Origin of the sequence: Endozoicomonas sp. Mp262 (genome assembly GCF_025643335.1) — a bacterium.
Classification (GTDB): Bacteria; Pseudomonadota; Gammaproteobacteria; order Pseudomonadales; family Endozoicomonadaceae; genus Endonucleibacter.
Genome location: NZ_CP092489.1, coordinates 2,772,713 through 2,798,536, shown reverse-complemented (window position 1 = coordinate 2,798,536; position 25,824 = coordinate 2,772,713). Strand labels below are relative to the sequence as shown.

Genomic DNA, 25,824 nt, shown 5'->3' with positions numbered 1-25,824 from the left:
AAAGCAAACCGGAACTTGCCATGACCCAATCTACACAAGAGCAGCTTCGCTTTCATCCTTCAAATGGTAAAACTATCCGTGCGGACTTCAATGGTGGAGAGTTATCTTCAGATTTTGGGGCTCTGCTGTTACGGGAAACCATATTGCATAGCGGACTTATTTCCAGACTGACCCAGGCCATTGATGACAAGCGTCACCCATCCTACATTGACCACTCTCTGCAAAACCTCCTGGTTCAGCGAATTTTGCAAATGGCTTGCGGTTATGAGGATGCCAACGACAGCAACCGCCTCCGTAAAGACCCCATGTTAAAGCTGGCTACCGGACGAAACCCTTTGGATGATGATAACCACCTGGCTTCATCTCCCACCTACACACGGCTCGGGAAGTCCATGCGGCGCAAAGATATCTATCAAATGGCTGAAGCATTTGTGCATCATTTTATCGCCAGTTATGACTTGCCACCTATGGCTATCGTGATCGATCTTGATCACACACCGGCCATTACCCACGGATCGCAGCAAATGAATTTGTTTAATGCCAAATATCAGGACTACTGTTATCTGCCTTTGCTGATTTTTGAAGGTCTCAGTGGCAAGCTGATTACTGCCATCCTCCGTCCAGGCAAAACGCCAACAGGCAGGGAAAATGCCGCTATTATCAAGCGTGTCATCAAGCTTATCCGTAAACGGTGGCCAAAAACCCATTTGCTGGTGCGCGGGGATAGCCACTTTGCTCAACCTGAGTTAATGCATGTTGTTCAGGCTAATACTCATGCTGATTATGTGCTGGGTAAAGGTGCCGGTCACAAGACGGCCTTACGCCCTAAAGCCAAAGAGTTGCTAGATGAGGCTCGTCGAGCTTTCAAGGTTAAAACAGCCTTAGCCAAGTTGAACGATATGCCTGAGCCAGAACGACTCAGGCTGTACGGTGAGGCCGAGTATCAGGCTAAAAGCTGGAAAGGGCTCGATACCCGGATAATCTATAAGGCAGAGGTTAACGAGAAAGGCGACAATCCCCGCTTTATTGTCACCTCAATCAAAGAGGCTTCCCCAGAGGTGATTTATGAGGATCTGTACTGCCCAAGAGGGCAGGATGAGAATTTCATTAAGCACCTGAAAAGTGATCTGTCCGGTGACAGACTGTCAGACCAGACCTTTCTGGCCAATCACTTGAGACTGTTTTATGCCTGTGCGGCTTACGTTCTGCATTACGAGCTGAGAACCAAGGCTTTGAAAGGAACGGAACTGGAGAAAGCCCAGCCATCAACGGTAATCACAAAACTCTGCAAAGTAGCGGTTAAGGTGGTTGAGTACAAGGATCGGATCAAACTGCACCTACCCAGCAGCTGCCCATTCAAGAAGCTTTTGCAGCATGTAACAGAGATATTTTATCAAATGCCGTTGCCTCGGCCTGGGTAGCAGCCTCCACAACGCTTAGCCCGCCTAAATAATAACCAGATGAGAGACGTTTGGAGTATTCATTCGGCCTAAAAAAGCAGAATTGATCGTTAAATGTTCAGATTGGTGTAGTCGGAGCCTGAAGACCTTTAGTCACAGAGTGATAAAACAGCAGCCCCCACAGAAAAGTCAAAATTGAATGGACAGCCTGCTGCTTTATGAAATATCCGGGCTAGGCAATATCTATCAGGAAAACCATGAATTTATAAGCTCCGCTTCAGACCGGGCAGAATCCATGCTCCTAACCCTGTCAGAACTACATGCCGGACTGATGGTACTCCAGAGCAGCCAGTTTGGTATCAGCTTTATTATTGATGCCAACATTCGCCTGGGCAATGTTCTGTCTCAAGTGACCGACCTGGTGAGTGAGGGACGCAGCTATGCGCTGTATAACATGGTGGCACTTCATGCAATAGACAGCCTTATGCACCTGATAAAATGGATGACTCCCTGGCTTTTACTGCTATCAGAAGCGGCACTTCTATGCCTTATTGCAGCCGACTCATGGCTGTCCCATAAAACCCGTTGGCAAATGTCGCTCATTCGGTGCAGTGAAGCCACATTGGCTGTTACCCTGCTGTTAATGGTTGTGATTCCTGCCTCGGTTTTTCTTGTTAGCCATTCCAGCAAGGCTGTCACTCAAGTATTCTATAACAAAAGCTACCAGGCCATTGTCGACACCCATGAACATATTCTTCAGGATGCCGATGCCAGCTCCATCAAAAGCGAAGCCAGTAGTGCCCTCAGCCAGTTTAAAAGCGCCAAGGTTAAGGTTTCCCAGAAATCCAGCTATCTGGCAACCAATATAACCCGCTATATTGCCATTGCAGCTCTGGAAGTCTTTCTATTACCGCTGCTATTTGGTGCATTAATGTTCTGGCTATGTATTTCACTGATTAAGCGCCATAGGCACTGGCAAAGTTAACAAGGAATAGAGCAATGCTCTATTCCTTACTTACATATCACAAGAATGTCTTCATCCAAGCCCGCAAGTTATAGGCAGATATTCCAGATTTCATCAAATGCGCTTTTAACTGAGCAAATGTTATTTTTCCATCTCTCAGGAAAACTCCCAAATCATGTAGATTCTGCTTTAGCGGATTTTTCTTATCAATCCCCATACTTCTTAACATAAGGTATATACCTAAACTTCGATTATCATAACTTCCTTTATCTTTATTTCTTGACATTCCAAAATCTATCAACTTCACTTCACCTCTATCATTTACTAAAACATTTTCACCATGTAAATCACCATGAGTTAACCCTTGTTTATGAACATAATCTACAGCACCAAGAAGTTGAATTAAAATCCCTCTAACCTCCTCTTCTGTTTTTTTATTAAAATCCACTTTATCAAGTACAGTTCCATCAAAAAACTCTGTACAAACAACACTACCTTCAACAAAATTATCTGGAAACTCTGTTTCTAACTCCACCGCCTTTACTATTGTTTCATTACCTAGTTTACTTAGTGCTCTTTTTTCTGCCCTCCCGTTAACAGGATCTAGTTTCAGCATATATTTATTGCCATCTACGCCTTCCACCTTTATTGCCTTTTCCACTGGTTTTTCAGAAAAAAATCGGTCTCTCATATAAGCTTGAACTCTTAGATTATCTTTTTCTATTAATCTCACTTTTCTTTTAACTTGTTTGGAATGTCCTATCCCAGACTTTCCTTTTGTTATTTTTTTTTCAAACTTATCATAAATCTGAGCAGGCCAGCTACCAAATTTAGTAACAATAGAGTCTTCAGAAATAGAGTTTATTTTAAAAATAGAATTAAACGTATTTAAAGCATCCATAATATACCCTCTGTTTTTTTATATTTCTATTTTTGACAGGTATTGATATGTATTAGTTTCTTTTACAGGATTAGACTTTCGTCGCATGTGGTTTATAAATATACAAATAAACCTTAATCACTTACCTTCTTAGTTTTATTCACAAGCACAACTGTATTTGTAAAAGTGCAGCTTAACAATCAGGACTTTTGCAGGCTCGATTTTCGCCCATAGCTAACCTCCTCGCTTATCTTAAAGCAATGCAGGCGACAGTGACATTCCTTATCACACTCTGGAAGTGTCAGTGGCCTCAATGATGATAAATTTTGTACTAAAGTACCATTACCAGCACTCAGGGGGGAGTTTATTTCCAAGATGATCAAGGGTGATGCTCAGGCAGTCTGTGTCCTGAGCCTGAACCCCTCCTGATACAGGCTCAGCCGTCAAGGTATACCCCCCATCCTCTGCCACAACGCTTATGTCATAAAACCCTTCCGGTGACTGACCGTCCCCAAGCTGGTCAATATCATTAACATAGCTATGATTTAAGGTGTACAGGCGTTCTTGCTCTGCTGCTGCAACAGTCAGTGCAACATAAGCATCAGAGCGCCGGGTTTCCAATACATATTGCTGGTACGAGGGATAGGCTATTGCTGACAGTATGGCAATAATCACAAGGGTAATTATTACTTCTATAAATGAAAACCCCAAAACAAGCGTCCTTTTCATTTCGGGCTCCTCAAGCTTTTTATTATTCTTATTACGCAACAAATCATGCAATACAACAAGACTGCCCTACACGAGAACAGCTCCTTGCGTTACTCCAGCTCCGACAGGGTACTAAACCTTACAGCTTACCCTGACTATCTTGCCTTTACCTACCAGCTTATAGTGAACGCCAGCGGGTAACAAACAGGAATCAGCCGCGTTAAGTTTAATTTCTTCATCATCACTAACAATTTCAACATTTCCTTCCTGACAGAAAAGTAGTTCCACTGTTTCAGGACTACGACAATCAGTAAGACTATCAACGGTTTCAATCTCGAACGCAAAGTCATCCACCGGAACCGGATAATTTACACTATTTCCTTTAACCTCAGGATCAACCTTGATCTGATTCGATAATTTTGGAATAAACCGAATGGTGCCCAGCAGCTCAGCAACATCCACATGCTTTGGCGTAAGTCCGCCGCGAAGGACGTTATCAGAGCTTGCCATGACTTCCAGACCTGTTCCTTCAAGGTAGGCATGCAAGGTTCCGGCATCGAGAAACATAGCCTCACCCGGTTCCAGCTCAACCAAATTAAGCAGTAGCGGTGAAAACACACCAATGTCCAGTGGATATTTATCATTCAGCTTCACCAGCTCCTGCAATGCCGGCTCTTCAGACTTCATGGCAACGGCAAGCGCTTCAGTAACCGCCTGCTTTCGCAGTAGATCGTCCAGTTGCATCAAGTGGCCATAAAACCCCTTTAAACCGGCTTCTGATAAATTGCTTTCAAAAGCATCAAGCAGTTCTGTCAGTACAGAACTATCAAGCTGGCGAAATAATGTAATAATGTCGTTTAAAGGACGAAAGCCATTCATAGCCCGAAAAGGCGTCAAGGCATAAATCAACTCCGGTTTATGATTATCATCCCGATAATTACGGTGGCCAGCATCAACCGGAATACCCGCCTGATTTTCTCTCTGAAATCCTTTCTCAGCCTGCTCTTTGGTAGGGTGAGCCTGTATGGACAGCGGTTCAGCCGCAGATAACACCTTAAACAGATAAGGCAGTTGTTTGCCAAATTTACGGCTAACCCCCTCTCCCAGTAACTGGTCTCCGTGTTCAGCAATTAAGTTATTTAAAGGCTGATCACCCCGCTCCTTCAGTTCCGCCATGGAAGGTGATTTAGGATGTGCCCCCATCCAGATTTCAGCCTGAGGCCGGTTATCCGGGTTTGCTATTCCAAATAACTGCCTCAACGCATCACGACTTCCCCAGGCATAAGGTTGAATACGATTCTTTAATTTTAATGGACGATTGAGATTCATTAACAATCCAAGGTTCAGGAGTTCAATTTGGTCATCACTAAAACATGACTGAAACAACTTAGTGCACACTCGCCACAGCCTGTACATTGATCTTCTTTCAATACAGGCCATTTATTGCCAGTGACTTTAATGGCGCTAGCAGGACAGGCATCTTCACAAAGATCGCAGTACATCCCCATTTCAACCTGACAGGTGCCAGCCAGCTTTGGTATCACCTGCTTCCGGTAGCCTGCCTCTATATTCAATGCCCCGGTTTCACAAGCATTAACACACTGCCCACAAAAGTCACAACTGCCATAACTTAGATCCAGAACAGGGCGGCCATTGAGAACCTCATCCTGTTCTTCTGACTTTCTCAATACCCTCCTGGGGCACTGATCAACACAGGCGTCACAGTTATTACATAAGGCAAGAAACTGTTTATTTTCCAGTGCCCAGGGAGGCCTTGGATGCTGACTTACCGGTATAACTGATTCACGGCCACCGGTTAACCGCTGAAAAAAAGCACGACGATCCGGTGAAACAAGCGGCTCTTCTGTTGTTTCAACCATATAATTACCGATATAACCGGACAATCTGGTATTGGGCACCTGAAGTCTGTGCCAGCTGTTTCAATGTTCCTTCAGTCAATTTAGCCACCCCCTGATAAAAGCCGGTAGCCGCTTCACTTGCCATAATTTCCAGGAACCGTCCGGACCAGGTTAAAACATGGTGTGTCAAAAATAATTGAATGGCTTGTAGCCATGGCTCTACTGGCTGCTGTTGTTCAATGGCATTAACAGCCTGATTCAGAAGATGGGAAATAAAGGCCAATTGAAGCCCTAGATGGTCATCAGGCTCGTGTTCTCCAGTGTTTATCTCCACGCCAAACTCTCGATAAAACGACCGGACAGCCAATGTGGGTTCCGTCATTACCAACTGTTCCTCGGTGAGGTAAACAGATGCCCAGGGTGCTGCTTTCAATGCTTCTGGCCCAATAAACAGCGCATTAAAATCCTCCAGAAGTCGCCGTGGCTTATCATATTCATGACTACCAAGATAGTCCTTTATTAGGACAAGTCCGCTCTTGACTAAAGGCTCATCCCCGTCAACCGGCCAGTGATTGAAAAGGTCTTCCTCTATAAACTCAGTCACGGATACTTCAGAAGGCGGCTGGTGAAGGGCGGTATAAAGAAAGCGACAGGCAATTTCCAGCCCCACCAGCGTTTCCAGTTTTTTGTGCGACATCAAAGTAGCCTTATTAGTAAAGAGCCATTGGTATAACTTAAAAAAATACCGCTTTTATCGACGGTGATAAAAGCGGTATTTATACGAAAATGTTTAAAAAAACATCATACCATAGGCGTGTTACATCCCACTGGCAAAGAGGTGAAGATCGTAGAAGAAAATACGGCCACAGATCTCACTACCAACTACCAGAACCAGACTAAATGCAGATATGCCGGTATGGGCGTTATTGCCACGCATGGCAGAGACAATCCAGCAACTCAGTCCCAGGAACAACAGAACCATACGGATCAACAATAGCTGACCATGATAGTCCATCAGGGAGAATGGGTTGATTGGCAGATGGAGCTGCCCCAGCCAAAACAGGTACAGGGAAAAACCAATAACAGCCACGCCTAGGGCGATCATTGCCGTAGTTGCCAGTGCCCGGTCACTGTTTTTCTGGAACTTGCCCAGTTTTTCAGACTGACTTCTCAGCAACATGGCGGCAGCAGGAAGACCTACAATAGCCGCAGGCAGTACAAACTGGAACACAGTCCAGCCACTATTCCAGGTAGGCACTGTGGCAAGGGTGTATACATTGGCGATAGCCAGCAACAACAGCACCCCGATGACCATGGCGGCAGCCAGAACCAGCTTTTGTAGTTTTGGCAAGATACCCATCAATGACATAGCCACATAGACAAATACAGCACCACCAAATAAGCTGGTTGTCATAATCTCTACACTCAGCGCAGAGAAGTGCTCAAGACCAAAAATAACATTCATAGCCCGCAATGGCTGCCCCAGGTGGGTCATTGCCGCAGCACCGGCAACAGCTAATAGGCCCAGAACAACAATCATCAGCTTACTCAGCAACTGACCTCGCTGCTCATCCCGGTTAAGCATTAACAGAAGGCCAAGCACCAGAAACAGTCCCACTGTCCCCTGGGCTATCACGGTAAATAAAACCAATGGTAACTCATGCATGGGTTACACCTCCTTTGTATTCATGATACGCCCGGTGGTATCACCCGATGGGCGGGCGTGACGGCTGGCCTTGATAACCAGGGATGGCTGGGTCATAGCGGGATCAGGCAGAGGAGCAATGTCTGCCTTGGTTCCGTATTTTGCCCGCAGTTCATCGATGGGGCCAAAATCCAGCGCCCGAAGCGGACAGGACTCAATGCAGATGGGCTTCTTACCTTCTTCAACGCGGTCATAACAACCATCGCACTTGGTCATATGTTTTTTCTCAGCATTAAACTGAGGGGCACCATAAGGGCAGGCCATTTCACAATAACGGCAGCCCACACAGACATCGGTGTCCACCACCACCAGGCCATCCTTATCCCGCTTGTGCATGGCACCCGTAGGACATGCCTTGGTACAGGCAGGCTTGGCACAGTGATTACAGCTAATGGAGGCGTAGTAGGCAAAGACATCCTGATGGAAGGTGCCATCATCATTCTTTATCCAGCTACCACCACCGTATTCATAAACCCGGCGCCAGTTAACACCGACATTCAGGTCATTTTCATCTTTACAGGACAGCTGACAGGTTTTACAGCCAGTGCACTTCGAGGTATCTACGTAAAATCCAAGTTGGGTCATGATTTATGCTCTGTCAGGCCTTGGCCACTTCTACCAGGTTGCTGTGTTGAGGATTGGCTTTTGCCAGCGGTGACGGGCGCTGGGTGGTCAGCGTATTCATGCAGGCGCCACGGTCTATGCCATTTTTATCGGGTGCGTACCAGCTACCCTGGCCCATGGCGACGACACCCGGCATGATACGCTCAGTGATTTTTGCAGGAATACGAATTTCACCACGGCCATTCCAGACTTTCAGCATGTCGCCATTACTGATGTTTCGCTTTTTCGCATCCACAGGATTAACCCAGATTTCCTGGCGGCAGGCATCTTTTAAAACATCCACATTGCCATAAGTGGAATGTGCCCTGGCCTTAAAGTGAAATCCGAACATCTGCAGAGGATAAGTTTTTACCTCTGGTGCTTCATGTCCCTCCCAGGAAGGAACGTATTCCGGCAAGGGTCGTATAATATCAGTCTCGCCTAACGTCCAGGTATCCGCTATTTCAGCCAGCCTTTCGGAATAAATTTCGATTTTTCCGGATGGCGTTGCCAATGGATTCGCTTCAGGGTCTTTGCGGAATCCTTCAAAAGCGATGCCGGGCTTGCCAGGATTTTTTTGTTTGACAATCCCCTGCTTTCTGAATGTGTCGAAGTCAGGTAATGCAGGGTTGTTTTTGCAGGCTTGCGCATAAATGGCACGTAACCAGCTTTCCTGATCACGGCCCTCTGTAAACTGTTGTTCTACCCCTAGCCTTTTGGCTAATGCCGCACAGGTATCATATATTGAACGACACTCATAAAGGGGCTTTACGGCAGTATCACAGAAAATGGCATACCCCATATTCCCGCAACTGCCGTTGGGTGCAAAATCCGGTTGTTCCGCTGCGGTAATATCCGGCAGCAAAATATCCGCATAACGGGCACTGGCAGTCATGTGGTTATCAATCACCACAATCATTTCGCACTTGCTGTCATCCTGAAGGATTTCATGGGTACGGTTAGTATCCGAGTGCTGGTTAATAATGCAGTTACCGGCATAGTTCCAAATAAACTTAATGGGTTGCTTCAGCCGTTCAGCGCCACGAATCCCATCCGTTTTGTCGGTCATTTCATGATGACGGTAGATGACATCCGTCCACAGAAACATGGGAATCGCTGTTTTAACCGGATTCGTCAACGTAGGAAAAGCCGCAAAAGGCATTGAGTAACTGCCTTCACGGGCACCTGTACCCCCACCCGCAACACCTACATTTCCGGTCATTACTGCCAGCATGGCAATGGCACGACAAGCCTGCTCACCATTGGCAGTTCTCTGCAGCCCCCACCCCTGCATAATATTGCAAGGCTTGGCCATGGCTATTTCACGGGCCAGACGAATAATGGTTTTCGCCGGAACCGCTGTTATTTTTGCCGCCCAGCCCGGTGTTTTTTCAATACCATCAGGCCCCTGCCCAAGAATATAGGACTTCCACGAAGAGCCTTTCGGTGCACTTTCAGGCAATGAGCTTTCATCATAACCTACGGTATAACGGTCCAGAAATGCCTGATCCACCAGATCTTCCTGAATCATCACCCAGGCCATACCCGCAACCAGCGCTGCATCTGTGCCAGGCCGCAAGGGAATCCACTCATTATTGTCTGACAGTGTCGTGTCAGTCATACGTGGATCAAAGGTAATCATCCTCGCATTACTGCGTTTTCTGGCTTCAGCCAGTTGATAGATGACACCACCGCCACTCATGCGGGTCTCTGCCGGGTTATTGCCAAAATTCACAACGAGTTTGGTGTTAGCCAGGTCAGAGATACAGTTGTTTTTGTTAGCACCATAAACATAGGGCATACCCACAGCGATTTGTGCAGTACTGTAGGTGCCGTAATGATTCAGGTAGCCACCCCAGCAGTTCATCAGCCGGGCAATGGGGCTGGCACCCGGTGGCCAGGACTTTGAAACAGTCCCTCCCAGGGTTCCGGTGGCATAATTCAAATAAATAGCTTCATTGCCATACGCTTTTTTAATACGTTTAAGGTTACTGGCAATAGTATCCAGGGCTTCATCCCAGCTGATACGCTCAAAACGCCCTTCTCCCCGTTTACCTACCCGTTTCATCGGATAACGGAGTCTGTCCGGGTTATATACACGACGACGGAATGACCGTCCCCGTAAGCAGGCTCGAACCTGATGATCGCCATACTCATCGAATCCTGTGTTATCGGTTTCGGTATAGACAATGACATCATCTTTAACATGGTGGCGTAGCGCACAGCGTGAACCGCAGTTTACAGTACAGGAGGACCATACCACCTTTTCAGGTTCAGACGCCGCCGATGCATCAATCAATGGATCAATGGCACGCTGCCCGGCTATTGATTTCAAAGGCAAACCGCCACTGGCAACAACCGCGGCACTTCCCGCTGTGGCTCCCCACTTCATAAACTGCCGCCTTTTTAGAAGTGACAGTAATACCTTATCGAACCTATCTCTCATGCTATCTCCGCAATATTCCTATCTCAGGCTGGAGCCAGTTCAACAAGGTTGGTGTACATGGGATTACCCTTGGATAGCGGTGTATTCCGCTGGGTTGTAAGCACATTGACACAACCTCCACGATCAACACCATCACGCCCCGGGGTGTACCAAGCGCCTTCAGCAAGCGCCACAACACCAGGCATGATTCTGGGTGTCACCTTGGCAGCAACACGCGTTTCGCCCCGATCATTCCAGACCTTCAACAAATCACCATCCTTGATACCCCGGGTTTGGGCATCCAGTGGATTTACCCATACCGCATCAGTAACAGCCTCACGCAGTACTGCAACATTGTGATAAGTTGAGTGGACACGCCCTTTAGTGTGATAACTGATTAGCTGCAGCGGATACTTTTTCGTTAACGGATCGAGATGACTTTCCCAAGTGGTCACATATTGTGGAATGGGCGTGATAACATCCCCTTCAGGCAGTATCCACTCCTGGGCAATAGTGGCCAGCTGATCAGAATAAATTTCAATTTTCCCTGAAGGTGTTCCCAAAGGGCTGGCTTCAGGATTCTTTCTGAAGTCTTCCAGGGCAATCCGGCCTTTTTTAGGCGCTGGGCGTTTAAAAGGTCCATCTTTTCTTAACTGTTCAAGAGATGGCAGTTCTTTATCTTCTTCACGAAGCAAACCATATAAATAAGAAACCCACTGTTCATGAGTGCGGCCTTCAGTATATTGTTCTTCAATACCCAAACGCCTGGCCAGTCCAGTACAGACCTCATAGGCACTACGACACTCATACAGTCTCTCAATGGCTGGTTCCAGTGGAATCACGGCACCAAGGCTACCAGAGGCATAACCATTGCTGGCAATTTCATGATTCTCAATGGTGGTGATATCCGGCAATAAAATATCAGCAAACCGGGCTGTTGGAGTCATATGGTTATCCATCACCAAAATAAACTCACACTGGCTGTCATCACCCAGGATTTCTTTAGTTCGATTTATCTGTGAATGCTGATTGACAGTTACATTACTTGCGTAATTCCAGATAAACTTGATAGGAGACTTCAGGCGATCAACACCCTTTACCCCATCCGTTTTTGAAGTCATCTCATGATGACGATGGATAGCATCTGTCCATTTAAAGAAAGGAATAGACGCCTTAACAGAATTTGAGCCAATGGGTAGCGTCTTGACAGGGTAGCCATAGTTAGCTGGCATTTCAGCGGTATTGGTACCTGGCAGGCCAATATTTCCGGTTAAAATCGGCAGCATGGCGATAGCTCGACAGGCCTGCTCGCCATTAGCCTGACGTTGTATACCTGTTCCCTGAATAATATAAGCTGGCTTGGCTGTGCCTATCTCGCGGGCAAGCTGAATAATTTTATTGGAGGGAATACCTGTAATCCTGGCAGCCCACTGTGGTGTTTTTTCAATACCATCAGAACCCTGTCCAAGAATATGGGCCTTATAGTGACCATTTTTCGGTGCCTGTTCCGGTAAGGTTTTTTCATCATAACCAACACAGAACTGCTCAAGAAACGGCTCATCCACCAGCTTTTCATTGATCAGCACCCAGGCAATTGCTTCTACAAGGGCAGCATCCGTTCCAGGTCGGATAGGAATCCACTCATCCTCTTTCCCCAGATTGGTATCCGTATAGCGTGGATCAATAATAATGGTGCGAACATTACTTCCTTTAACTGCATTAATATGCTCGTAGATTTCACCGCCACCACTCATCCTTGTTTCTGCTGGATTATAGCCAAACATCACCAATAGCTTGGCATTGCTTATTTCACTGGTATAGCTTCCAAAGGCCGCTGGCTTACCAGTACCATAGGTATACGGCATCGCACAGGTTATTTGTCCCCAGCTATACGTTCCATAGTAGCCAAGGTAACCACCCAGCATATTCAACAGTCGTTTTGACGCATAGGGGCCATCAGTTTTATAGCCCTGGGTGCCACTACCATACTGATAATAAATTGCTTCATTACCATAAGTATCAATAGTGTGTTTAAGCTGTTTAGCAATCGTGTCCAGCGCCTCATCCCAGCTGATACGCTCAAACCGTCCTTCCCCACGCTTACCGACCCGTTTCATTGGGTAACGAAGACGGTCAGGGTTATAAACACGACGTCGGATTGATCTACCACGCAGGCAGGCCCTGATCTGGTGGTCACCGTAAATATCAGGGCCACGGTTATCAGACTCCACATGGGTAATCACACCGTCTTCAGTATGCACCTGAACAGGGCAACGACTGCCGCAGTTAACCATACAGGCAGACCAGGAAGTTTTGCTGTCACCGGTATCATTTCCAGCCTTGACCTTATTCACTGAAGAGGCCATAGCCTTAAGAGGAAGGGCACTACTGGCAACAACGGCGGCACTGCCTGCGGCAGCCCCCCACTTCATAAAGTTTCTCCGTTTCAATGGAGACAGAAGTGCCCGATTGAGCAAATTCTTCATAGGCTATTCCAGTGTATTTAAAACGATGACTACCCCCCGGTTAAGTCAATAGGGGCACTATTGATCAAAAAGACCCGATAAGGCAGGTGAGGTGAGTAAGAGGCTGTTTGACAATAGCCTCTAAAATTTGCCGAAATTTTAATTGGTTAAATAAAATACTGCGATTGATCCAAGGCAAAAAAAGTCCAGCTCTACGGCATCTTCTTATTTTTTTAACTCCTGCCTTCGTCATTAAACTTCGTAAAATTGCTTATAAGACCCTGACTTTTCAGCATAAACATTAATATGATATAACATAACAAAAAAGGGTAGCGAGATGACCATAGGCTAGAAGCCTCGTCTTCATCTTTATAACCTAAAGCCTGTTATTGCTTCAGGATAAAAACCGAAGGTTGTTCATGGTCTTTTAGTGAAGGTGAAAACCAGGAAAAAGATAGTGGATAGCCCCTCAAAACCATCACCATGGAAAACAGACCATGCGCTACAGTCCGGCTCTTATTGCAGGTGCCCTTTCTTTGGCTCTTATTCTTCCAAATACCCATGCAGAACAACGCCATCATGAAGCCCATGTACATGGGCAAGGACAGTTGAATCTGGCAATAGACGACAGCCAGGTATATATGGAACTCAAGCTTCCTGCCCATGACCTGTTAGGTTTTGAGAGTATTAACAACAAAGCTCAGCAGCAGGCTCTTGACCAGGCATTGCTCCAGTTAAAATCGCCATCACTGTGGTCATTTCCTCAACAGGCTCAATGCCTGCTCACTGTAGCAGACGCATCCAGCAATAAGCATCAGCATGATGACCATGAGGATCATCACAGCGAGCACCATCACGATAGCCATCATAGCGATCACCATGATGATGAACACCATGACCCTCATCATGACAGCCATCAGGCAGATAGCGACAGCAGCCATATGGACATATCTGCCACTTACACATTTAAATGCAATAACACAAAAGCCATAAACGCCCTATCCACAAACCTCTTTAAGCAGTTTGAACGCAGTGAGTTAATAAAAGTTCAGGCTATAACAGGCAACGGTCAATATTCAAAAACTCTCTCTCGCACTGCACCCAAAGTAACATTCTAAAATGGCAAAAACCCAAAAGGTAATCCAGCTGAACGATATTCAGTTCAGCTGGAAGAGTGGTCATCCTGTCCTGACCATTTCCGACCTGACTATAACTGCAGGTGAAAAACTCTTTATAAGGGGTCCCTCCGGATCGGGTAAAACCACATTACTCGGCCTTATTGGAGGCGTACTTACACCTGACCAAGGCTCAGTCAACATTTCAGGAACAGACATCAATAGGCTCAGCCCAGCCCAACGGGACCACTTTCGAGCCAATCATATTGGTTTTATCTTCCAGATGTTTAATCTGATTCCCTACCTTTCAGTCATCGAAAATATTTCACTACCCCTTGGCTTTGCCAATGACAGGGCTCGCAGAATTAACGGTGATACTGCCTCCGAAGCCATTCGCTTGCTTAGCGCTATTGGACTGGATGACAAAAAGCTGATAAAACGCCCCGTCACAGAGCTGAGTATTGGTCAACAACAGCGGGTTGCCGCCGCACGTGCCTTAATTGGCCAACCCGATATATTAATCGCCGATGAACCTACTTCAGCCCTGGATACAGACACCCGAAAAACCTTTCTGGAGCTGCTTTTTTCAGAATGTGATAAAGCTGGCAGCACACTCCTTTTCGTTAGTCATGACCCCACCCTTGAAGCGTTCTTTGATCGCTCGATTGAGCTGAATGTTATCAATCAGGCCATAAAAGGTGGCAGCCAAATATGAACATTGCTTTATTAGCCTGGAAGAGCCTGAAAAACCGTAAGACAACAGCAATACTCACCATTCTCTCTATTGCTGTCAGTGTAGCGCTTCTCTTAGGCGTGGAACGGATACGGGTAGAGGCAAAGAACAGCTTTACCAGTACATTGTCTGGTACAGATCTAATTGTTGGAGCCCGTAGCAGTCCCATCAACCTTTTACTTTACTCCGTCTTTCATATCGGTAATGCCACCAATAATGTTTCCTGGCAAACCTATCAGGAATTAAACAGTGATCCGGCGGTAGCATGGAGCATCCCCATCTCCCTGGGCGACTCTCACCGCGGCTTTCGGGTTGTGGGTACGGATAGCCTTATGTTCAAGAGATTCAGGTATGCTGATGGGCGGTTACTGGAATTTTCTGAGGGACGAGCCTTCAGTGGCTTATATGATGCCGTCATAGGTTCAGAAGTGGCAGCAAAACTGAATTACCAGTTAAACCAGAAAATTATTCTAAGTCATGGTATCGAGAAAAAAAGCCTGCAGGATCATACCGACAAACCCTTTCAAATCTCAGGCATTCTGGAAAGAACCGGTACACCTATAGACAGGGCTATTCTGGTATCACTGGAAGGCATTGAAGCACTCCATATTGACTGGGCTAACGGTGCACCTCCCATACCGGGCTTTTCGGTTTCAGCAACCAAGGCGGAAGCCATGAACCTTAAGCCTGCCAGCATTACCGCCTGGTTTGTGGGCTTAAAGTCAAAAATCGCGGTCTTTAGCTATCAACGAAAGGTTAACGACTATCGCGACGAGGCCCTAACAGCCATATTGCCAGGTGTTGTGCTTCAGGATTTGTGGCGACTTATCGGTTCTGCTGAAAAGGCTCTGCTGGCAGTATCCATTATGGTGATCATTGCAGGATTAATTGGCATGTTAACCACAGTGCTGACTTCCTTAAATGAACGTCGCCGGGAAATGGCCATCTTACGATCTGTGGGAGCCCGGCCGGGTCATATCTTCCTGCTGATGATAACCGAGTCAATTATTTATGGTGCTGCTGGCACCTTGCTGGGCTTTTCATTAGTCTACGGTCTACAGGCTGTGTTACACCCGGTACTTGAAAGTCAACTGGGCCTGCACTTAAGCCTGGCCTGGCCTGGTGTCTTTGAGTGGATTCTAGCCACCCTGGTCTTGATAAGTTCCACAATATTAGGGGCTATTCCAGCCTGGCGAGCCTATAAAACGTCACTGGCTGACGGTTTGACAATAAAACTCTAAGCGTTAAAGGACTAATTAGGAAAGTATGACCCTACAAACCAGGTTATTGGCAGTATTAATGACTGCCTGTCTATCTACGCAGTTATTTGCAGAAGCAAAGACAGAAAAAGTGCCGGCGCCCTCCCAATCAGCGCCTTCTAAACAGCCTAAACCAGCGCCACCTTCTCCTAAAGATAAGCAATCTGCCATTAAGGAAATAAGCTGGGATAACCTGATGCCTCCCCCTGACCAAAAAGTAGTGGATCGCTATCAGGCCGGTAACATGGAATATGATGAAGTAATCGCCTATCTGGATAAGCTGGGTCAACAGACAGTCACCGAGATGAACAATGTCTATGGCAAACTGCCTGGGTATCTGGTTCCCCTCAATATGGATAAAAGCCAGATAGCCACAGAGCTGTTACTAGTGCCAACCCTTGGTGCCTGTATTCATGTGCCCCCCCCACCTCCAAACCAGATTGTCTATATATCCTACAAACAAGGCATCAAGGTCACCGAGGCAGGTTTCACTCCCTACTGGATCTATGGCACATTGGCAGTGGAGAAAAAAACATCCGAATTCTCGGAAGTGCTTTATAGTATGCAGGTAGATAAAATTATTGAATATCAGTGATTTAGTCATTCCCAACAGGATAGCAAAGTCTATCTCCTGAAATAGGCTTTGCCACTGCTCCCAGACAGCGAAACTTTCTTCACTGGATATAGTCAGATATATAAATAAATAGTCATATATCCAGGGCTAAAAAAATGGGACCTATTCGAGATTTTTTTATGGGTGAAGTACGCTGCGGTAAAGCTGTTTTTCAGCTTGAAGCAGCTACTCAGCACTTTCAACAAATTATAAAGAACTTCAATCTTAATCCCGGGGGATTAATGCTGGAATCCCTGAGTGATGAGCAGCTTCTGGCAATAGCCCTTAACTTTGATGACTTGTCACCTGAAGCAAAATGCAAACTGGAAAAAACACCCCCATTGAGCAAAATTTCAGCAGAAAAAAGACTGCAACAACTACTTAGGAATTATCAACAAACCAGCCAATCATCAAACAACTGGCAACTATCGAGCTTTTTAAAAAAGCCCTTTGCAATACTTGCCTATTGGCTACTCATAGCAAGGGGCGTACTGCCTTATGTTACAGGCACCTGGAATCAACTTGCTGTTAGTATAGTCTGCGGACTTTTTTTATTCCGAAACAAATATCTTGAATCTCAAACAGATGTACAGTCTGAACACCGGGGAAGGCTAAGTCAGGCTAAAAAGCTGCAAGATTTTCTTGTGGAAGAAGTAGCGATAGAAAAACATATACCAACCCCGGAAACCACTTTGGCATTACCACCCCCCCCAATAAAAAACAAGGTACAAGTTGAAACTCAAACTGATTATAAAGGTCAACAGGACGTTATCGATTTACAAAAAGAAACTCCCGTAGAATTACCTGAGGTTCTTCATCTAAAACAGCGCATAGCAGAACTCAATCAAGAAATTAAAGACTTAAATTACTCTCATGAAATAAAAATTGATGATTCTAAAAAAACAATCCAACAACAGGCTGAAGAAATCAGTCAGCAAACTTCAGCGTTAAGGCAACTGCATGAAGAAAGAGAAGATATTTTGGTGGAAATCCACGAAAAAGAAGCACTTCTTTCCAATAATAGACACCTTAAAGAGGAGTTAAATAAAGCAAAAAAACATTTAGTTGATGAGTCTGAGCGAAACACAGAACAAGAAGATAAGTTATATCAAGAAATTAACGGTCTTATGACAAAGCTTTCAAATGCACAGTCCAGACTAACAGAAATCGAACAGTTAAAAAATATAGCCCGTGATCAGGAACAGGAAATTTCCCATCAGGCATCAATGATAAGAAAGATAAATAAAGAAAAGAAAGCGACCGATTTGGAAATAAAAAACCTTAAAACGCAGCTTGATACCGATCAAAAATACCTGGAGGAGTTAGAGGCCCACTATGAAATGAGAGAGAAAAAATTAGTTAGAGAAGCAGAATGGCTAAAAAAGAAGCTTATCGATGAAGAGTCAAGAAATGAAATAATGGAAGATCAATCAAGAAATAAAAACAGTGAACCACTTGAGGTGATTGAAGAACCCACTATTAACACCGACTCTAAAGATGACTTCACTGATACCCGGACATCTTTTTCTTCAAGTGTATCCTCAACGAATGATACCCCTGCCAGCCTATCCATCGACCATCATATCACCCTATTTTCCGAAAACAGGGAGTTATTCATCACCGAATTTTTTAATCATATTGACAGGATCAATCTCCTGAAAGATAGAGGGTGCGAAGAGACCTACCGTTCATTAGCAAACAAACACCCTGAAATATTTACAAATTGCTCCCTGACCCAACACGCTTCACCTCTAACGGAAGAAAAGCTTAAGATAGAAATAACAAAAAATATTCAAGAAGCAAGTATTGATTCTTACCAGGCATTTATCAAAGACTTTTTTTCAATACCGGATGAATCATCATTTGATGATCAGGGGAGTGAACAACATTGTTAGCTAATATAACTTTTTAAGTTACATCCTGTTATTTTATAAACTTACAACCATAAAAATTGTCCAATAATCAGCATTCTGAAATAAGTAATCATTATATAAGCTCAGCTTCACGCCATAGGGAGAAGCAATTTATTATTTAAAATAACTAATAGAAAAATGAAGTCAAATAATAAAAAACAATGGTTTAGAGCCAGCATTTTATACTTCTTCCTCACTATTAATAGCCATCACAGCTATGGGTACATTCCGGGAGATGTCGCTATCTATGGTATAGGAACACTGCTTCTAGGTATTCCTCCTTTTGTCATGATGCATCTATTTGGTCACAACGATACAGCTACAAATAAAGAGTCTTCCTCATTAGAGGCACTGGAAAAAGAAATAACTATTCCACCCGGTACCCACCCCATCTACCCTGTGGCCAGCTATCACAGGGGGATACTGGACACTGACAATAGAACTCAGCCGCCCATGTGCTTACTGCCCACGGAGCAGTGTTTTCCTGATGAGCAACCGGATGAACAGGCATCTCCCCTGCCAACCTATGGACCTCAGTTGCCCACAGGTTCCCGGTTAAGTGATGGCAGTTTTTACTCCAGCCAGGCCCGTAACACGAAAAAAGACACTGAACCTCCTCCGGAGAAAGTCACTGTTCCCCCCAGTATCCAGCCCATCTATCCTGTGGCCAGCTATCACAGGGGGATACTGGACACTGGCAATAGAACTCAGCCGCCCATGTGCTTACTGCCCACGGAGCAGTGTTTTCCTGATGAGCAACCGGATGAACAGGCATCTCCCCTGCCGACCTATGGACCTCAGTTGCCCACAGGTCCCCGGTTAAGTGATGGCAGTTTTTACTCCAGCCAGACCTCCCATAACAAGAAAAAGGACTCTGTGCCTCCCCCGGAGAAAGTCACTGTTCCACTCAGTATCCAGCCCATCTACCCTGTGGCCAGCTATCACAGGGGGATACTGGACACTGACAATAGAACTCAGCCGCCCATGTGCTTGCTGCCCACGGAGCAGTGTTTTCCTGATGAGCAACCGGATGAACAGGCATCTTCCCTGCCGACCTATGGGCCTCAACTACCCACAGGTCCCCGGTTAAGTGATGGCAGTTTTTACTCCAGCCAGGCCCGTAACACGAAAAAAGACACTGAACCTCCCTCGGAGCAAGTCACTGTTCCGCTCAGTATCCAACCCATCTACCCTGTGGCCAGCTATCACAGGGGGATACTGGACACTGACAATAGAGCTCAGCCGCCCATGTGCTTGCTGCCCACGGAGCAGTGTTTTCCTGATGAGCAACCGGATGAACAGGCATCTCCTCTGCCGACCTATGAACCTCAGTTGCCCACAGGTCCCCGGTTAAGTGATGGCAGTTTTTACTCCAGCCAGACCTCCCATAACAAGAAAAAGGACTCTGTGCCTCCCCCGGAGAAAGTCACTGTTCCACTCAGTATCCAGCCCATCTACCCTGTGGCCAGCTATCACAGGGGGATACTGGACACTGACAATAGAACTCAGCCGCCCATGTGCTTGCTGCCCACGGAGCAGTGTTTTCCTGATGAGCAACCGGATGAACAGGCATCTTCCCTGCCGACCTATGGGCCTCAACTACCCACAGGTCCCCGGTTAAGTGATGGCAGTTTTTACTCCAGCCAGGCCCGTAACACGAAAAAAGACACTGAACCTCCCTCGGAGCAAGTCACTGTTCCGCTCAGTATCCAACCCATCTACCCTGTGGCCAGCTATCACAGGGGGATACTGGACACTGACAATAGAGCTCAGCCGCCCATGTGCTTGCTGCCCACGGAGCAGTGTTTTCCTGATGAGCAACCGGATGAACAGGCATCTCCTCTGCCGACCTATGAACCTCAGTTGCCCACAGGTCCCCGGTTAAGTGATGGCAGTTTTTACTCCAGCCAGACCTCCCATAACAAGAAAAAGGACTCTGTGCCTCCCCCGGAGAAAGTCACTGTTCCACTCAGTATCCAGCCCATCTACCCTGTGGCCAGCTATCACAGGGGGATAGTGGACACTGACAATAGGGTTCACCCGCCCATATGCGCTTTAACCACTGATCAGTGTTTTCCTCATGAAAGGCCTGATGAAACATCACATGCTTTACAAATACAGGAAACACCGCTTCCCATTGGCCCAAGACTGGAAGATGGTAGTTTTTATACCAGTGGAAGCCCCGAGCAAAAGCCAAAGACAACAGCTTCAAAAACAGAAGAGGCTATTTTAAAGAAAAGTGAAAAGCAGAGCAGTAGTACCGAGGCCATACACAATCACAACCAATCAACCGAAGCCATTGACACTGCTAAGTCCAGCATGTCCAATCAACTGTTTATTGACCTTTCAGAGATCATGGCTCTTACACGGGGCAATAGGCTGTTATCATCCTTTAGTTACGGCTTTAGCACCCTAAGCCTGGACGATACTTCTCCTGATGAACTCATAGCCTCCACTGCTATCAACAACTATAGCCCTGCATTTAAACGTGGAGCCGGAAGCTGGCACAACTTTATTCAAATTCTTGGGGTAAAAGGAAACTGGCAGAGCAATACCGCAAACAGTTCATATAAAGGTTTTGGCCTTAATATCGGATTCTTCAGGGAAATCAACGACAGCTTAATGGTTGGAATAATGGCAGGCCTCCAAAATATTAATTTAAATATTTATAACAATAAGGGGGCTGGAAAAATCGACCGATTATTCATTGGGCCATTTATATCATGGTACAAAGATAACTGGCACATAGACAGCGCACTGACGTTTATCACTAACAACTACACTATCAACTGGAAAAATGGCCAACAATCCTCAACATCTGAATTCAAAGGCACAGACTGGAATCTTTTCCTTGGTGCAGGCTATGACATCCACCTGGATACCTGGACCCCTGGATTGACCCTGACCCCTAACGTCGGGCTGTTATTTATTGATAACCAGTATGGCAAACATAAAGAACAAGGAAGCAAGAAACCCCCTGTTTTTTTAGGTTCCAGAAATAGAAGACAACTGATTGCCCGTGCCGGCCTAGAAATGACGTACTTACTTCCTGATTTTGAAAAGCCAACTGAAATCACAGCCCTTTTTGGCATTCAAAAACATCAAATGAATCACCAGAAAAGCCACTACAATCTTCCCGGCAGCACTATTCAGGATATTGACACTACCCCCGGTAGAAAAGATATGGGTTTCTATTATGGGTTCCGATTGACCCGACTGACCGGAAATAACGGCAGTATCAGATTAGACTACTCTACAACCAATACCCATCACGGAAAAAGCGACAGCTTGATCATCACTTTCGAAAAGAAATTCTAGGTTCCTTTCAGATGTTATTCCGACAACTTATTGATACAGAAACCCACACATACAGCTATCTCCTGGCCGATCAAAATACAGGAGAAGGCATTATTATTGACCCTGTGATAACCCATGTTACCAAATACCTTCAGCTACTCAATGAACTGGGCATCCAGCTCACTGTCTCAATAGATACTCATACCCATGCAGACCATATTACGGCAGCCTCAACGCTTAAGGCAGAAACTGGATGCATGATTATTCAGGGTAAAGAATCACCGGCGAAGGGTATCTCAAGGCATATCTCTGAAGGCGAGTGCATTGAGTTTGGCCAGCACGCATTAAAGGCCATCCATACGCCAGGACATACCCCCGATTCTTATAGCTATTTTTTAGCATCGGGTAGCGAACCCAAGGTATTTACAGGCGATACCTTATTGATTAGAGGAACCGGGCGAACCGACTTTCAGGAGGGAAGCTGCACTTTACAATACGAAAGCCTTTTTAATAAATTACTCCAGCTACCGGAAGAAACTGCCGTCTATCCCGGACATGACTACAAGGGCTGGACTGTCAGCACCATTGCTGAGGAAAAGCGCCATAATCCAAGACTACAGGTCAACTCCATCAACGAGTATAAAGAAATTATGGATAACCTGAATCTCGCCCCACCCAAAATGATAACCACTGCCCTACCCGCCAACTTAAACTGTGGTGGTTCATAAAACTCATAATAATGGACTCAATAACTGCATGGTATTCTCAAGCAGTTTTCGATGGAAGGGACGCTTTTTCCATTGATGCCCCACCACCGGTTCAGCTTTTGCCAGATAGCTATCCATTAACGCAGCTATTGTTTGGCCAAAGACTTCATCATACACAACCAGGGTCAGTTCAAAATTCAGCCAGACACTGCGCATATCCAGATTAACCGTACCAAACAAAGCGGTAACCCGATCCACAAGGGCACACTTTGTATGCAGTAAGCCACCGCGGAACTGATGAATCTCCACACCACAGGCTAAAAGCTCTTCGTAATAAGCACGACTGGCATGATGCACCATCCGTGAATCATTTTTCTCGGGCACCAGCAGCTTTACACAAACACCTCTCATGGCAGCTGACTTCAATGCCGTCAGTAACGATTCATCAGGAATAAAATAAGGAGTCGACATTAACAACTCCTCCTGGCTTTCATAAATTGCCGCCAGCAATACCTGATGCAATACTTCTCTATCAAGACCCGGCCCTGAAGGCAGTACATGAACATCCGCCATTTTGTCCTTAGTATGCAGACTGACAGGCAGTTCATAGGTGCGATTGAAAGACGGTAGCCCTTCACCGGTTTCCAATGCCTGATCCCATTGGACAACCACACCTAAAACGTGGGCTGCAACGCCTTCAATTCTCACCATGGCATCGACCCACTGTCCAATCTGTGCGCCCTGCCTAAAAAACTCGGGATCGACTAAATTAAAGCTTCCCGTCCAGGCCACCGCATCATCAACCACCATCACTTTCCGGTGATTTCGAATATCTATTCTCTCCACCAGCATGCGCAGCAAGCCTACCGGCATGGACTCGGTGACACGGATACCCGCTTCATTAAAACGCTTTCGCCATGGACTCTTCAAAAAAGAGCGACTCCCCACTGCATCGAGAATAATCAGGCAATGAACGCCCCTTTTCGCAGCGGCTATAACAGCCATGGCAAGTTCCCGGATTCGCCCCACAGGCTCCCAGATGTAAAATTCCAAAACCAGACTTTTTCGGGCACCTTCAATATCCGCCAGCAATCCAGCAATAATGTCATCAGACTGGTGATATAACTCCAGCTTATTTCCCGGCAACGCCGGGATAGCCATGGTGTGTTCAGCCAGTCGATAAATACCACTATGACTCACCACAGGATGACTTTCCGGCTCACTATCATAAATCACCCTGGATAGGTGCTCTGACCATTGCTCATAATCAGGGTACAGTTTGGCTATCCGTTTCAGGCGCTTCGAACCCAGGCGTCTTGAACCAAATAATAGATAACAGATGAAGCCGGCAAATGGCAGGGCAAAAAGCAAAACCAGCCATGCCAGAGAAACCCCTACAGGACGTCGTTTCATAATCACCATAAGGGCAAACAAAATAATACTGGCCAGGTAAGTCGCCCCTACGACAAAACTAGATAAACTGCCATCCATTACTGACTATTCACCTACCTTTTTTAGACTTGTTGTCATTGTCCTTGCTAACCCCGGTTTTGGGCAAGTTATTTTGGACAGGGAACAGTATATATGGGAAATGCCAATAAACAGCTATTTCCCACAAATGGGTGACTAAATGCTCATAAAAATAAGGCCTTATTCACCACAGAGGTACAGAGAGCACAAAGATTCATTTTTTTAAGCGTATGAAAACCCAGTATTTTCTAGACCTATGAGGTAAAAAAAGAAGTCAAAAGACCGCACCTAAAATCTGAACTCCAGCGCTGCCTGAATAAAGTGCGCATAGGATTTACTGGACCAATTACCGGTATAGGACACACAAAGGTTAAACTGCTCATTCAGCAATGTATCCACACCCGCCCCAAAGTACATACTGTTGTTATCCCGGTATTCACACTTCAATTTACCAAGCCCTTTACTGTCCAATTCTCCCGTTTTAAATCCATTATGCTCCCAGCCAGCTGATACCCTGAGTTCAACAGGTTGCTGAAATTCAAGTCTGTCGTAAGTGACCTGGCTCCCCAGGCGGGTTGTCCAGCCTTTTGATGTGGCATTGTTCGTTGTACTGGCCAGCCAGGGAAGATGGGCATCCTTGCGGTTTTGATGTGAATAAAGTACCTGTAGCTCGGGGGTCAGTATTAACCCCGGCACTAAACCGGACAGGTCAAAGTCATAACCCGCTCTTCCATAGCCATCCCATTGATTACTCTTATACTCTTTGCTTAATCCTCCGTATTTATTATTTACAGTATTCCAGCAGTAAGTTACCAGCCCCTCCACATGCCAGGCATCATAATACCAGGTTACTGTTGGACCCAGACGAACCGCCCCCATATCAACTTCGCCTTCCGCTTTCCTTACTTCTGCATTCAGGTTTTGCCAGGCCATATAAATGCCAAGTAACCACTGTTCACCTACGGCCGTTGATAATCCACCCTGTACGCCATAACCACTGGCTTTATAACCCGCTGCCTTATCACCCTGATCCTGGCTGGCAAAATACCCATTCACTTGAAGCACTGTAAACCAAGGCATCGCCGTAAATGTGTCCAATGTCTCGGAGAAGTAATTCTCACGTTCATCTTCCTGAGGAGCACCATTATCCGCTGAAGCCATAAGTAAGGCCGGAGGTGTTAACTGCAAGAGATTTGCCTGGCGGTTTCCTACAGCAGATAAGGACCGTTTGCCACTTAATATGCTCCGTGTCTCATCAGTGAATGACGCATAAGCATGCATGGCTGCATTGATAGCCATGCGGTCGGCGATGGCGGGATGAGGAGCCACTTTTTGTGGTGCTTTTGATAAGCTTTCTGAAAGTTCAGACGGGGTAAGTTCGGTTAAGTTAACCCAAGGCTCTCTATTTTCATCAAGTCCCGTAACCGGAGAAAAATAATGACCAGGCAGTCCTTTTATTTTATAAATAGTCTCAAGGTTTGTTGATATTTCAAATGCATTATCCACCGTTATTTTTTTTGTTATGGTTTCACCATCAACTGTACCAAATATGCAAGAACTAAATACAAGCCCTCCCCCAGCTAAAAAAACTGATAAACCACGAATACAAGAAGAACTAATTTTCACGACAGCTCCCGGGTAACAGTCTATCTGGCTATGGGAATCCAGAAAAATTAAAGGTTCTGCCTCCAAAATAGTCGATAAAAAC

General features: G+C 45.9%; 20 protein-coding genes. 9 read left to right on the top strand and 11 right to left on the bottom strand.

What is annotated here, in order from left to right; translation table 11 throughout:
* Positions 1-20 precede the first annotated feature (20 nt).
* Both MJ595_RS12365 and MJ595_RS12360 read left to right on the top strand, forming a co-directional pair.
* Positions 21-1,421, top strand: a complete 1,401-nt coding sequence (locus MJ595_RS12365; protein WP_263322433.1) for an IS1380 family transposase — start codon at positions 21-23, stop codon at positions 1,419-1,421.
* Between the two features lie 178 nt (positions 1,422-1,599).
* Positions 1,600-2,385 (top strand): hypothetical protein, encoded by a 786-nt coding sequence (locus MJ595_RS12360; RefSeq protein ID WP_263078203.1) that lies wholly within the window; start codon positions 1,600-1,602, stop codon positions 2,383-2,385.
* A 37-nt stretch (positions 2,386-2,422) separates the two neighbouring features.
* Here MJ595_RS12360 and MJ595_RS12355 read toward each other — a convergent pair whose 3' ends face one another.
* The 9 genes from MJ595_RS12355 to MJ595_RS12315 form a co-directional block, all read right to left on the bottom strand.
* Positions 2,423-3,265, bottom strand: a complete 843-nt coding sequence (locus MJ595_RS12355) for a protein kinase (RefSeq protein WP_263078202.1) — start codon at positions 3,263-3,265, stop codon at positions 2,423-2,425.
* Between the two features lie 321 nt (positions 3,266-3,586).
* Positions 3,587-3,973, bottom strand: coding sequence for a type IV pilin protein (locus MJ595_RS12350; protein WP_263078200.1), 387 nt, complete (start codon positions 3,971-3,973; stop codon positions 3,587-3,589).
* Between the two features lie 111 nt (positions 3,974-4,084).
* The gene (gene manA, locus MJ595_RS12345) at positions 4,085-5,281 is read right to left on the bottom strand and encodes a mannose-6-phosphate isomerase, class I (RefSeq protein WP_263078198.1); all 1,197 of its coding nucleotides are present in this window, start codon (positions 5,279-5,281) and stop codon (positions 4,085-4,087) included.
* Positions 5,282-5,295: 14 nt separating this feature from the next.
* A complete protein-coding gene (locus MJ595_RS12340; protein ID WP_263078196.1) occupies positions 5,296-5,832 on the bottom strand; it encodes a 4Fe-4S binding protein in 537 nt (178 codons plus the stop codon).
* 4 nt (positions 5,833-5,836) lie between these two features.
* The gene (locus tag MJ595_RS12335; RefSeq protein ID WP_263078195.1) at positions 5,837-6,508 is read right to left on the bottom strand and encodes a molecular chaperone TorD family protein; all 672 of its coding nucleotides are present in this window, start codon (positions 6,506-6,508) and stop codon (positions 5,837-5,839) included.
* 120 nt (positions 6,509-6,628) lie between these two features.
* Entirely contained in the window at positions 6,629-7,477 is an 849-nt protein-coding gene (locus tag MJ595_RS12330; RefSeq protein WP_263078193.1) for a dimethyl sulfoxide reductase anchor subunit, read from the bottom strand.
* Positions 7,478-7,480: 3 nt separating this feature from the next.
* On the bottom strand, positions 7,481-8,101 hold the full coding sequence (dmsB, locus tag MJ595_RS12325) for a dimethylsulfoxide reductase subunit B (RefSeq protein WP_263078192.1): 621 nt from the start codon (positions 8,099-8,101) through the stop codon (positions 7,481-7,483).
* 13 nt (positions 8,102-8,114) lie between these two features.
* Entirely contained in the window at positions 8,115-10,565 is a 2,451-nt protein-coding gene (locus MJ595_RS12320) for a molybdopterin-dependent oxidoreductase (protein WP_263078191.1), read from the bottom strand.
* Positions 10,566-10,588: 23 nt separating this feature from the next.
* Positions 10,589-13,030: a molybdopterin-dependent oxidoreductase gene (locus MJ595_RS12315; RefSeq protein ID WP_263078190.1), complete on the bottom strand. Its 2,442-nt coding sequence runs from the start codon at positions 13,028-13,030 to the stop codon at positions 10,589-10,591.
* Between the two features lie 476 nt (positions 13,031-13,506).
* Here MJ595_RS12315 and MJ595_RS12310 point away from each other — a divergent pair, with 476 nt between their 5' ends.
* The 7 genes from MJ595_RS12310 to MJ595_RS12280 all read left to right on the top strand — a co-directional run bounded on the left by MJ595_RS12310 (position 13,507) and on the right by MJ595_RS12280 (position 22,667).
* The gene (locus tag MJ595_RS12310; RefSeq protein ID WP_263078189.1) at positions 13,507-14,127 is read left to right on the top strand and encodes a DUF2796 domain-containing protein; all 621 of its coding nucleotides are present in this window, start codon (positions 13,507-13,509) and stop codon (positions 14,125-14,127) included.
* A 1-nt stretch (position 14,128) separates the two neighbouring features.
* On the top strand, positions 14,129-14,839 hold the full coding sequence (locus MJ595_RS12305; RefSeq protein ID WP_263078188.1) for an ABC transporter ATP-binding protein: 711 nt from the start codon (positions 14,129-14,131) through the stop codon (positions 14,837-14,839).
* Positions 14,836-16,098: an ABC transporter permease gene (locus tag MJ595_RS12300; RefSeq protein WP_263078187.1), complete on the top strand. Its 1,263-nt coding sequence runs from the start codon at positions 14,836-14,838 to the stop codon at positions 16,096-16,098. Before MJ595_RS12305 ends, MJ595_RS12300 begins: the two co-directional genes overlap by 4 nt.
* 25 nt (positions 16,099-16,123) lie before the next feature.
* Positions 16,124-16,711, top strand: a complete 588-nt coding sequence (locus tag MJ595_RS12295; RefSeq protein WP_263078186.1) for a DUF3299 domain-containing protein — start codon at positions 16,124-16,126, stop codon at positions 16,709-16,711.
* A gap of 134 nt (positions 16,712-16,845) precedes the next feature.
* Positions 16,846-18,624 carry a hypothetical protein gene (locus MJ595_RS12290; protein WP_263078185.1) on the top strand — a complete coding sequence of 593 codons (1,779 nt, stop codon included), beginning with the start codon at positions 16,846-16,848 and terminating at the stop codon, positions 18,622-18,624.
* A 156-nt stretch (positions 18,625-18,780) separates the two neighbouring features.
* Positions 18,781-21,960, top strand: coding sequence for an autotransporter domain-containing protein (locus tag MJ595_RS12285; RefSeq protein ID WP_263078184.1), 3,180 nt, complete (start codon positions 18,781-18,783; stop codon positions 21,958-21,960).
* A gap of 11 nt (positions 21,961-21,971) precedes the next feature.
* Positions 21,972-22,667: an MBL fold metallo-hydrolase gene (locus MJ595_RS12280; RefSeq protein WP_263078183.1), complete on the top strand. Its 696-nt coding sequence runs from the start codon at positions 21,972-21,974 to the stop codon at positions 22,665-22,667.
* Positions 22,668-22,670: 3 nt separating this feature from the next.
* Here the strand turns inward: MJ595_RS12280 and cls are convergent, their stop codons facing one another.
* Together cls and MJ595_RS12270 are read right to left on the bottom strand one after the other, a co-directional pair.
* Positions 22,671-24,137, bottom strand: a complete 1,467-nt coding sequence (gene cls / locus MJ595_RS12275; protein ID WP_263078182.1) for a cardiolipin synthase — start codon at positions 24,135-24,137, stop codon at positions 22,671-22,673.
* A 267-nt stretch (positions 24,138-24,404) separates the two neighbouring features.
* Positions 24,405-25,742 (bottom strand): autotransporter outer membrane beta-barrel domain-containing protein, encoded by a 1,338-nt coding sequence (locus MJ595_RS12270; RefSeq protein ID WP_263078181.1) that lies wholly within the window; start codon positions 25,740-25,742, stop codon positions 24,405-24,407.
* Between the last annotated feature and the right edge of the window lie 82 nt (positions 25,743-25,824).

Coding starts and splice junctions, on each gene's coding strand:
- MJ595_RS12365 (WP_263322433.1), top strand. CDS start 21: ATGACCCAATCTACACAAGAGCAGCTTCGCTTTCATCCTTCAAATGGT.
- MJ595_RS12360 (WP_263078203.1), top strand. CDS start 1,600: ATGGACAGCCTGCTGCTTTATGAAATATCCGGGCTAGGCAATATCTAT.
- MJ595_RS12355 (WP_263078202.1), bottom strand. CDS start 3,265: ATGGATGCTTTAAATACGTTTAATTCTATTTTTAAAATAAACTCTATT.
- MJ595_RS12350 (WP_263078200.1), bottom strand. CDS start 3,973: ATGAAAAGGACGCTTGTTTTGGGGTTTTCATTTATAGAAGTAATAATT.
- manA (WP_263078198.1), bottom strand. CDS start 5,281: ATGAATCTCAATCGTCCATTAAAATTAAAGAATCGTATTCAACCTTAT.
- MJ595_RS12340 (WP_263078196.1), bottom strand. CDS start 5,832: ATGGTTGAAACAACAGAAGAGCCGCTTGTTTCACCGGATCGTCGTGCT.
- MJ595_RS12335 (WP_263078195.1), bottom strand. CDS start 6,508: ATGTCGCACAAAAAACTGGAAACGCTGGTGGGGCTGGAAATTGCCTGT.
- MJ595_RS12330 (WP_263078193.1), bottom strand. CDS start 7,477: ATGCATGAGTTACCATTGGTTTTATTTACCGTGATAGCCCAGGGGACA.
- dmsB (WP_263078192.1), bottom strand. CDS start 8,101: ATGACCCAACTTGGATTTTACGTAGATACCTCGAAGTGCACTGGCTGT.
- MJ595_RS12320 (WP_263078191.1), bottom strand. CDS start 10,565: ATGAGAGATAGGTTCGATAAGGTATTACTGTCACTTCTAAAAAGGCGG.
- MJ595_RS12315 (WP_263078190.1), bottom strand. CDS start 13,030: ATGAAGAATTTGCTCAATCGGGCACTTCTGTCTCCATTGAAACGGAGA.
- MJ595_RS12310 (WP_263078189.1), top strand. CDS start 13,507: ATGCGCTACAGTCCGGCTCTTATTGCAGGTGCCCTTTCTTTGGCTCTT.
- MJ595_RS12305 (WP_263078188.1), top strand. CDS start 14,129: ATGGCAAAAACCCAAAAGGTAATCCAGCTGAACGATATTCAGTTCAGC.
- MJ595_RS12300 (WP_263078187.1), top strand. CDS start 14,836: ATGAACATTGCTTTATTAGCCTGGAAGAGCCTGAAAAACCGTAAGACA.
- MJ595_RS12295 (WP_263078186.1), top strand. CDS start 16,124: ATGACCCTACAAACCAGGTTATTGGCAGTATTAATGACTGCCTGTCTA.
- MJ595_RS12290 (WP_263078185.1), top strand. CDS start 16,846: ATGGGACCTATTCGAGATTTTTTTATGGGTGAAGTACGCTGCGGTAAA.
- MJ595_RS12285 (WP_263078184.1), top strand. CDS start 18,781: ATGAAGTCAAATAATAAAAAACAATGGTTTAGAGCCAGCATTTTATAC.
- MJ595_RS12280 (WP_263078183.1), top strand. CDS start 21,972: ATGTTATTCCGACAACTTATTGATACAGAAACCCACACATACAGCTAT.
- cls (WP_263078182.1), bottom strand. CDS start 24,137: ATGGATGGCAGTTTATCTAGTTTTGTCGTAGGGGCGACTTACCTGGCC.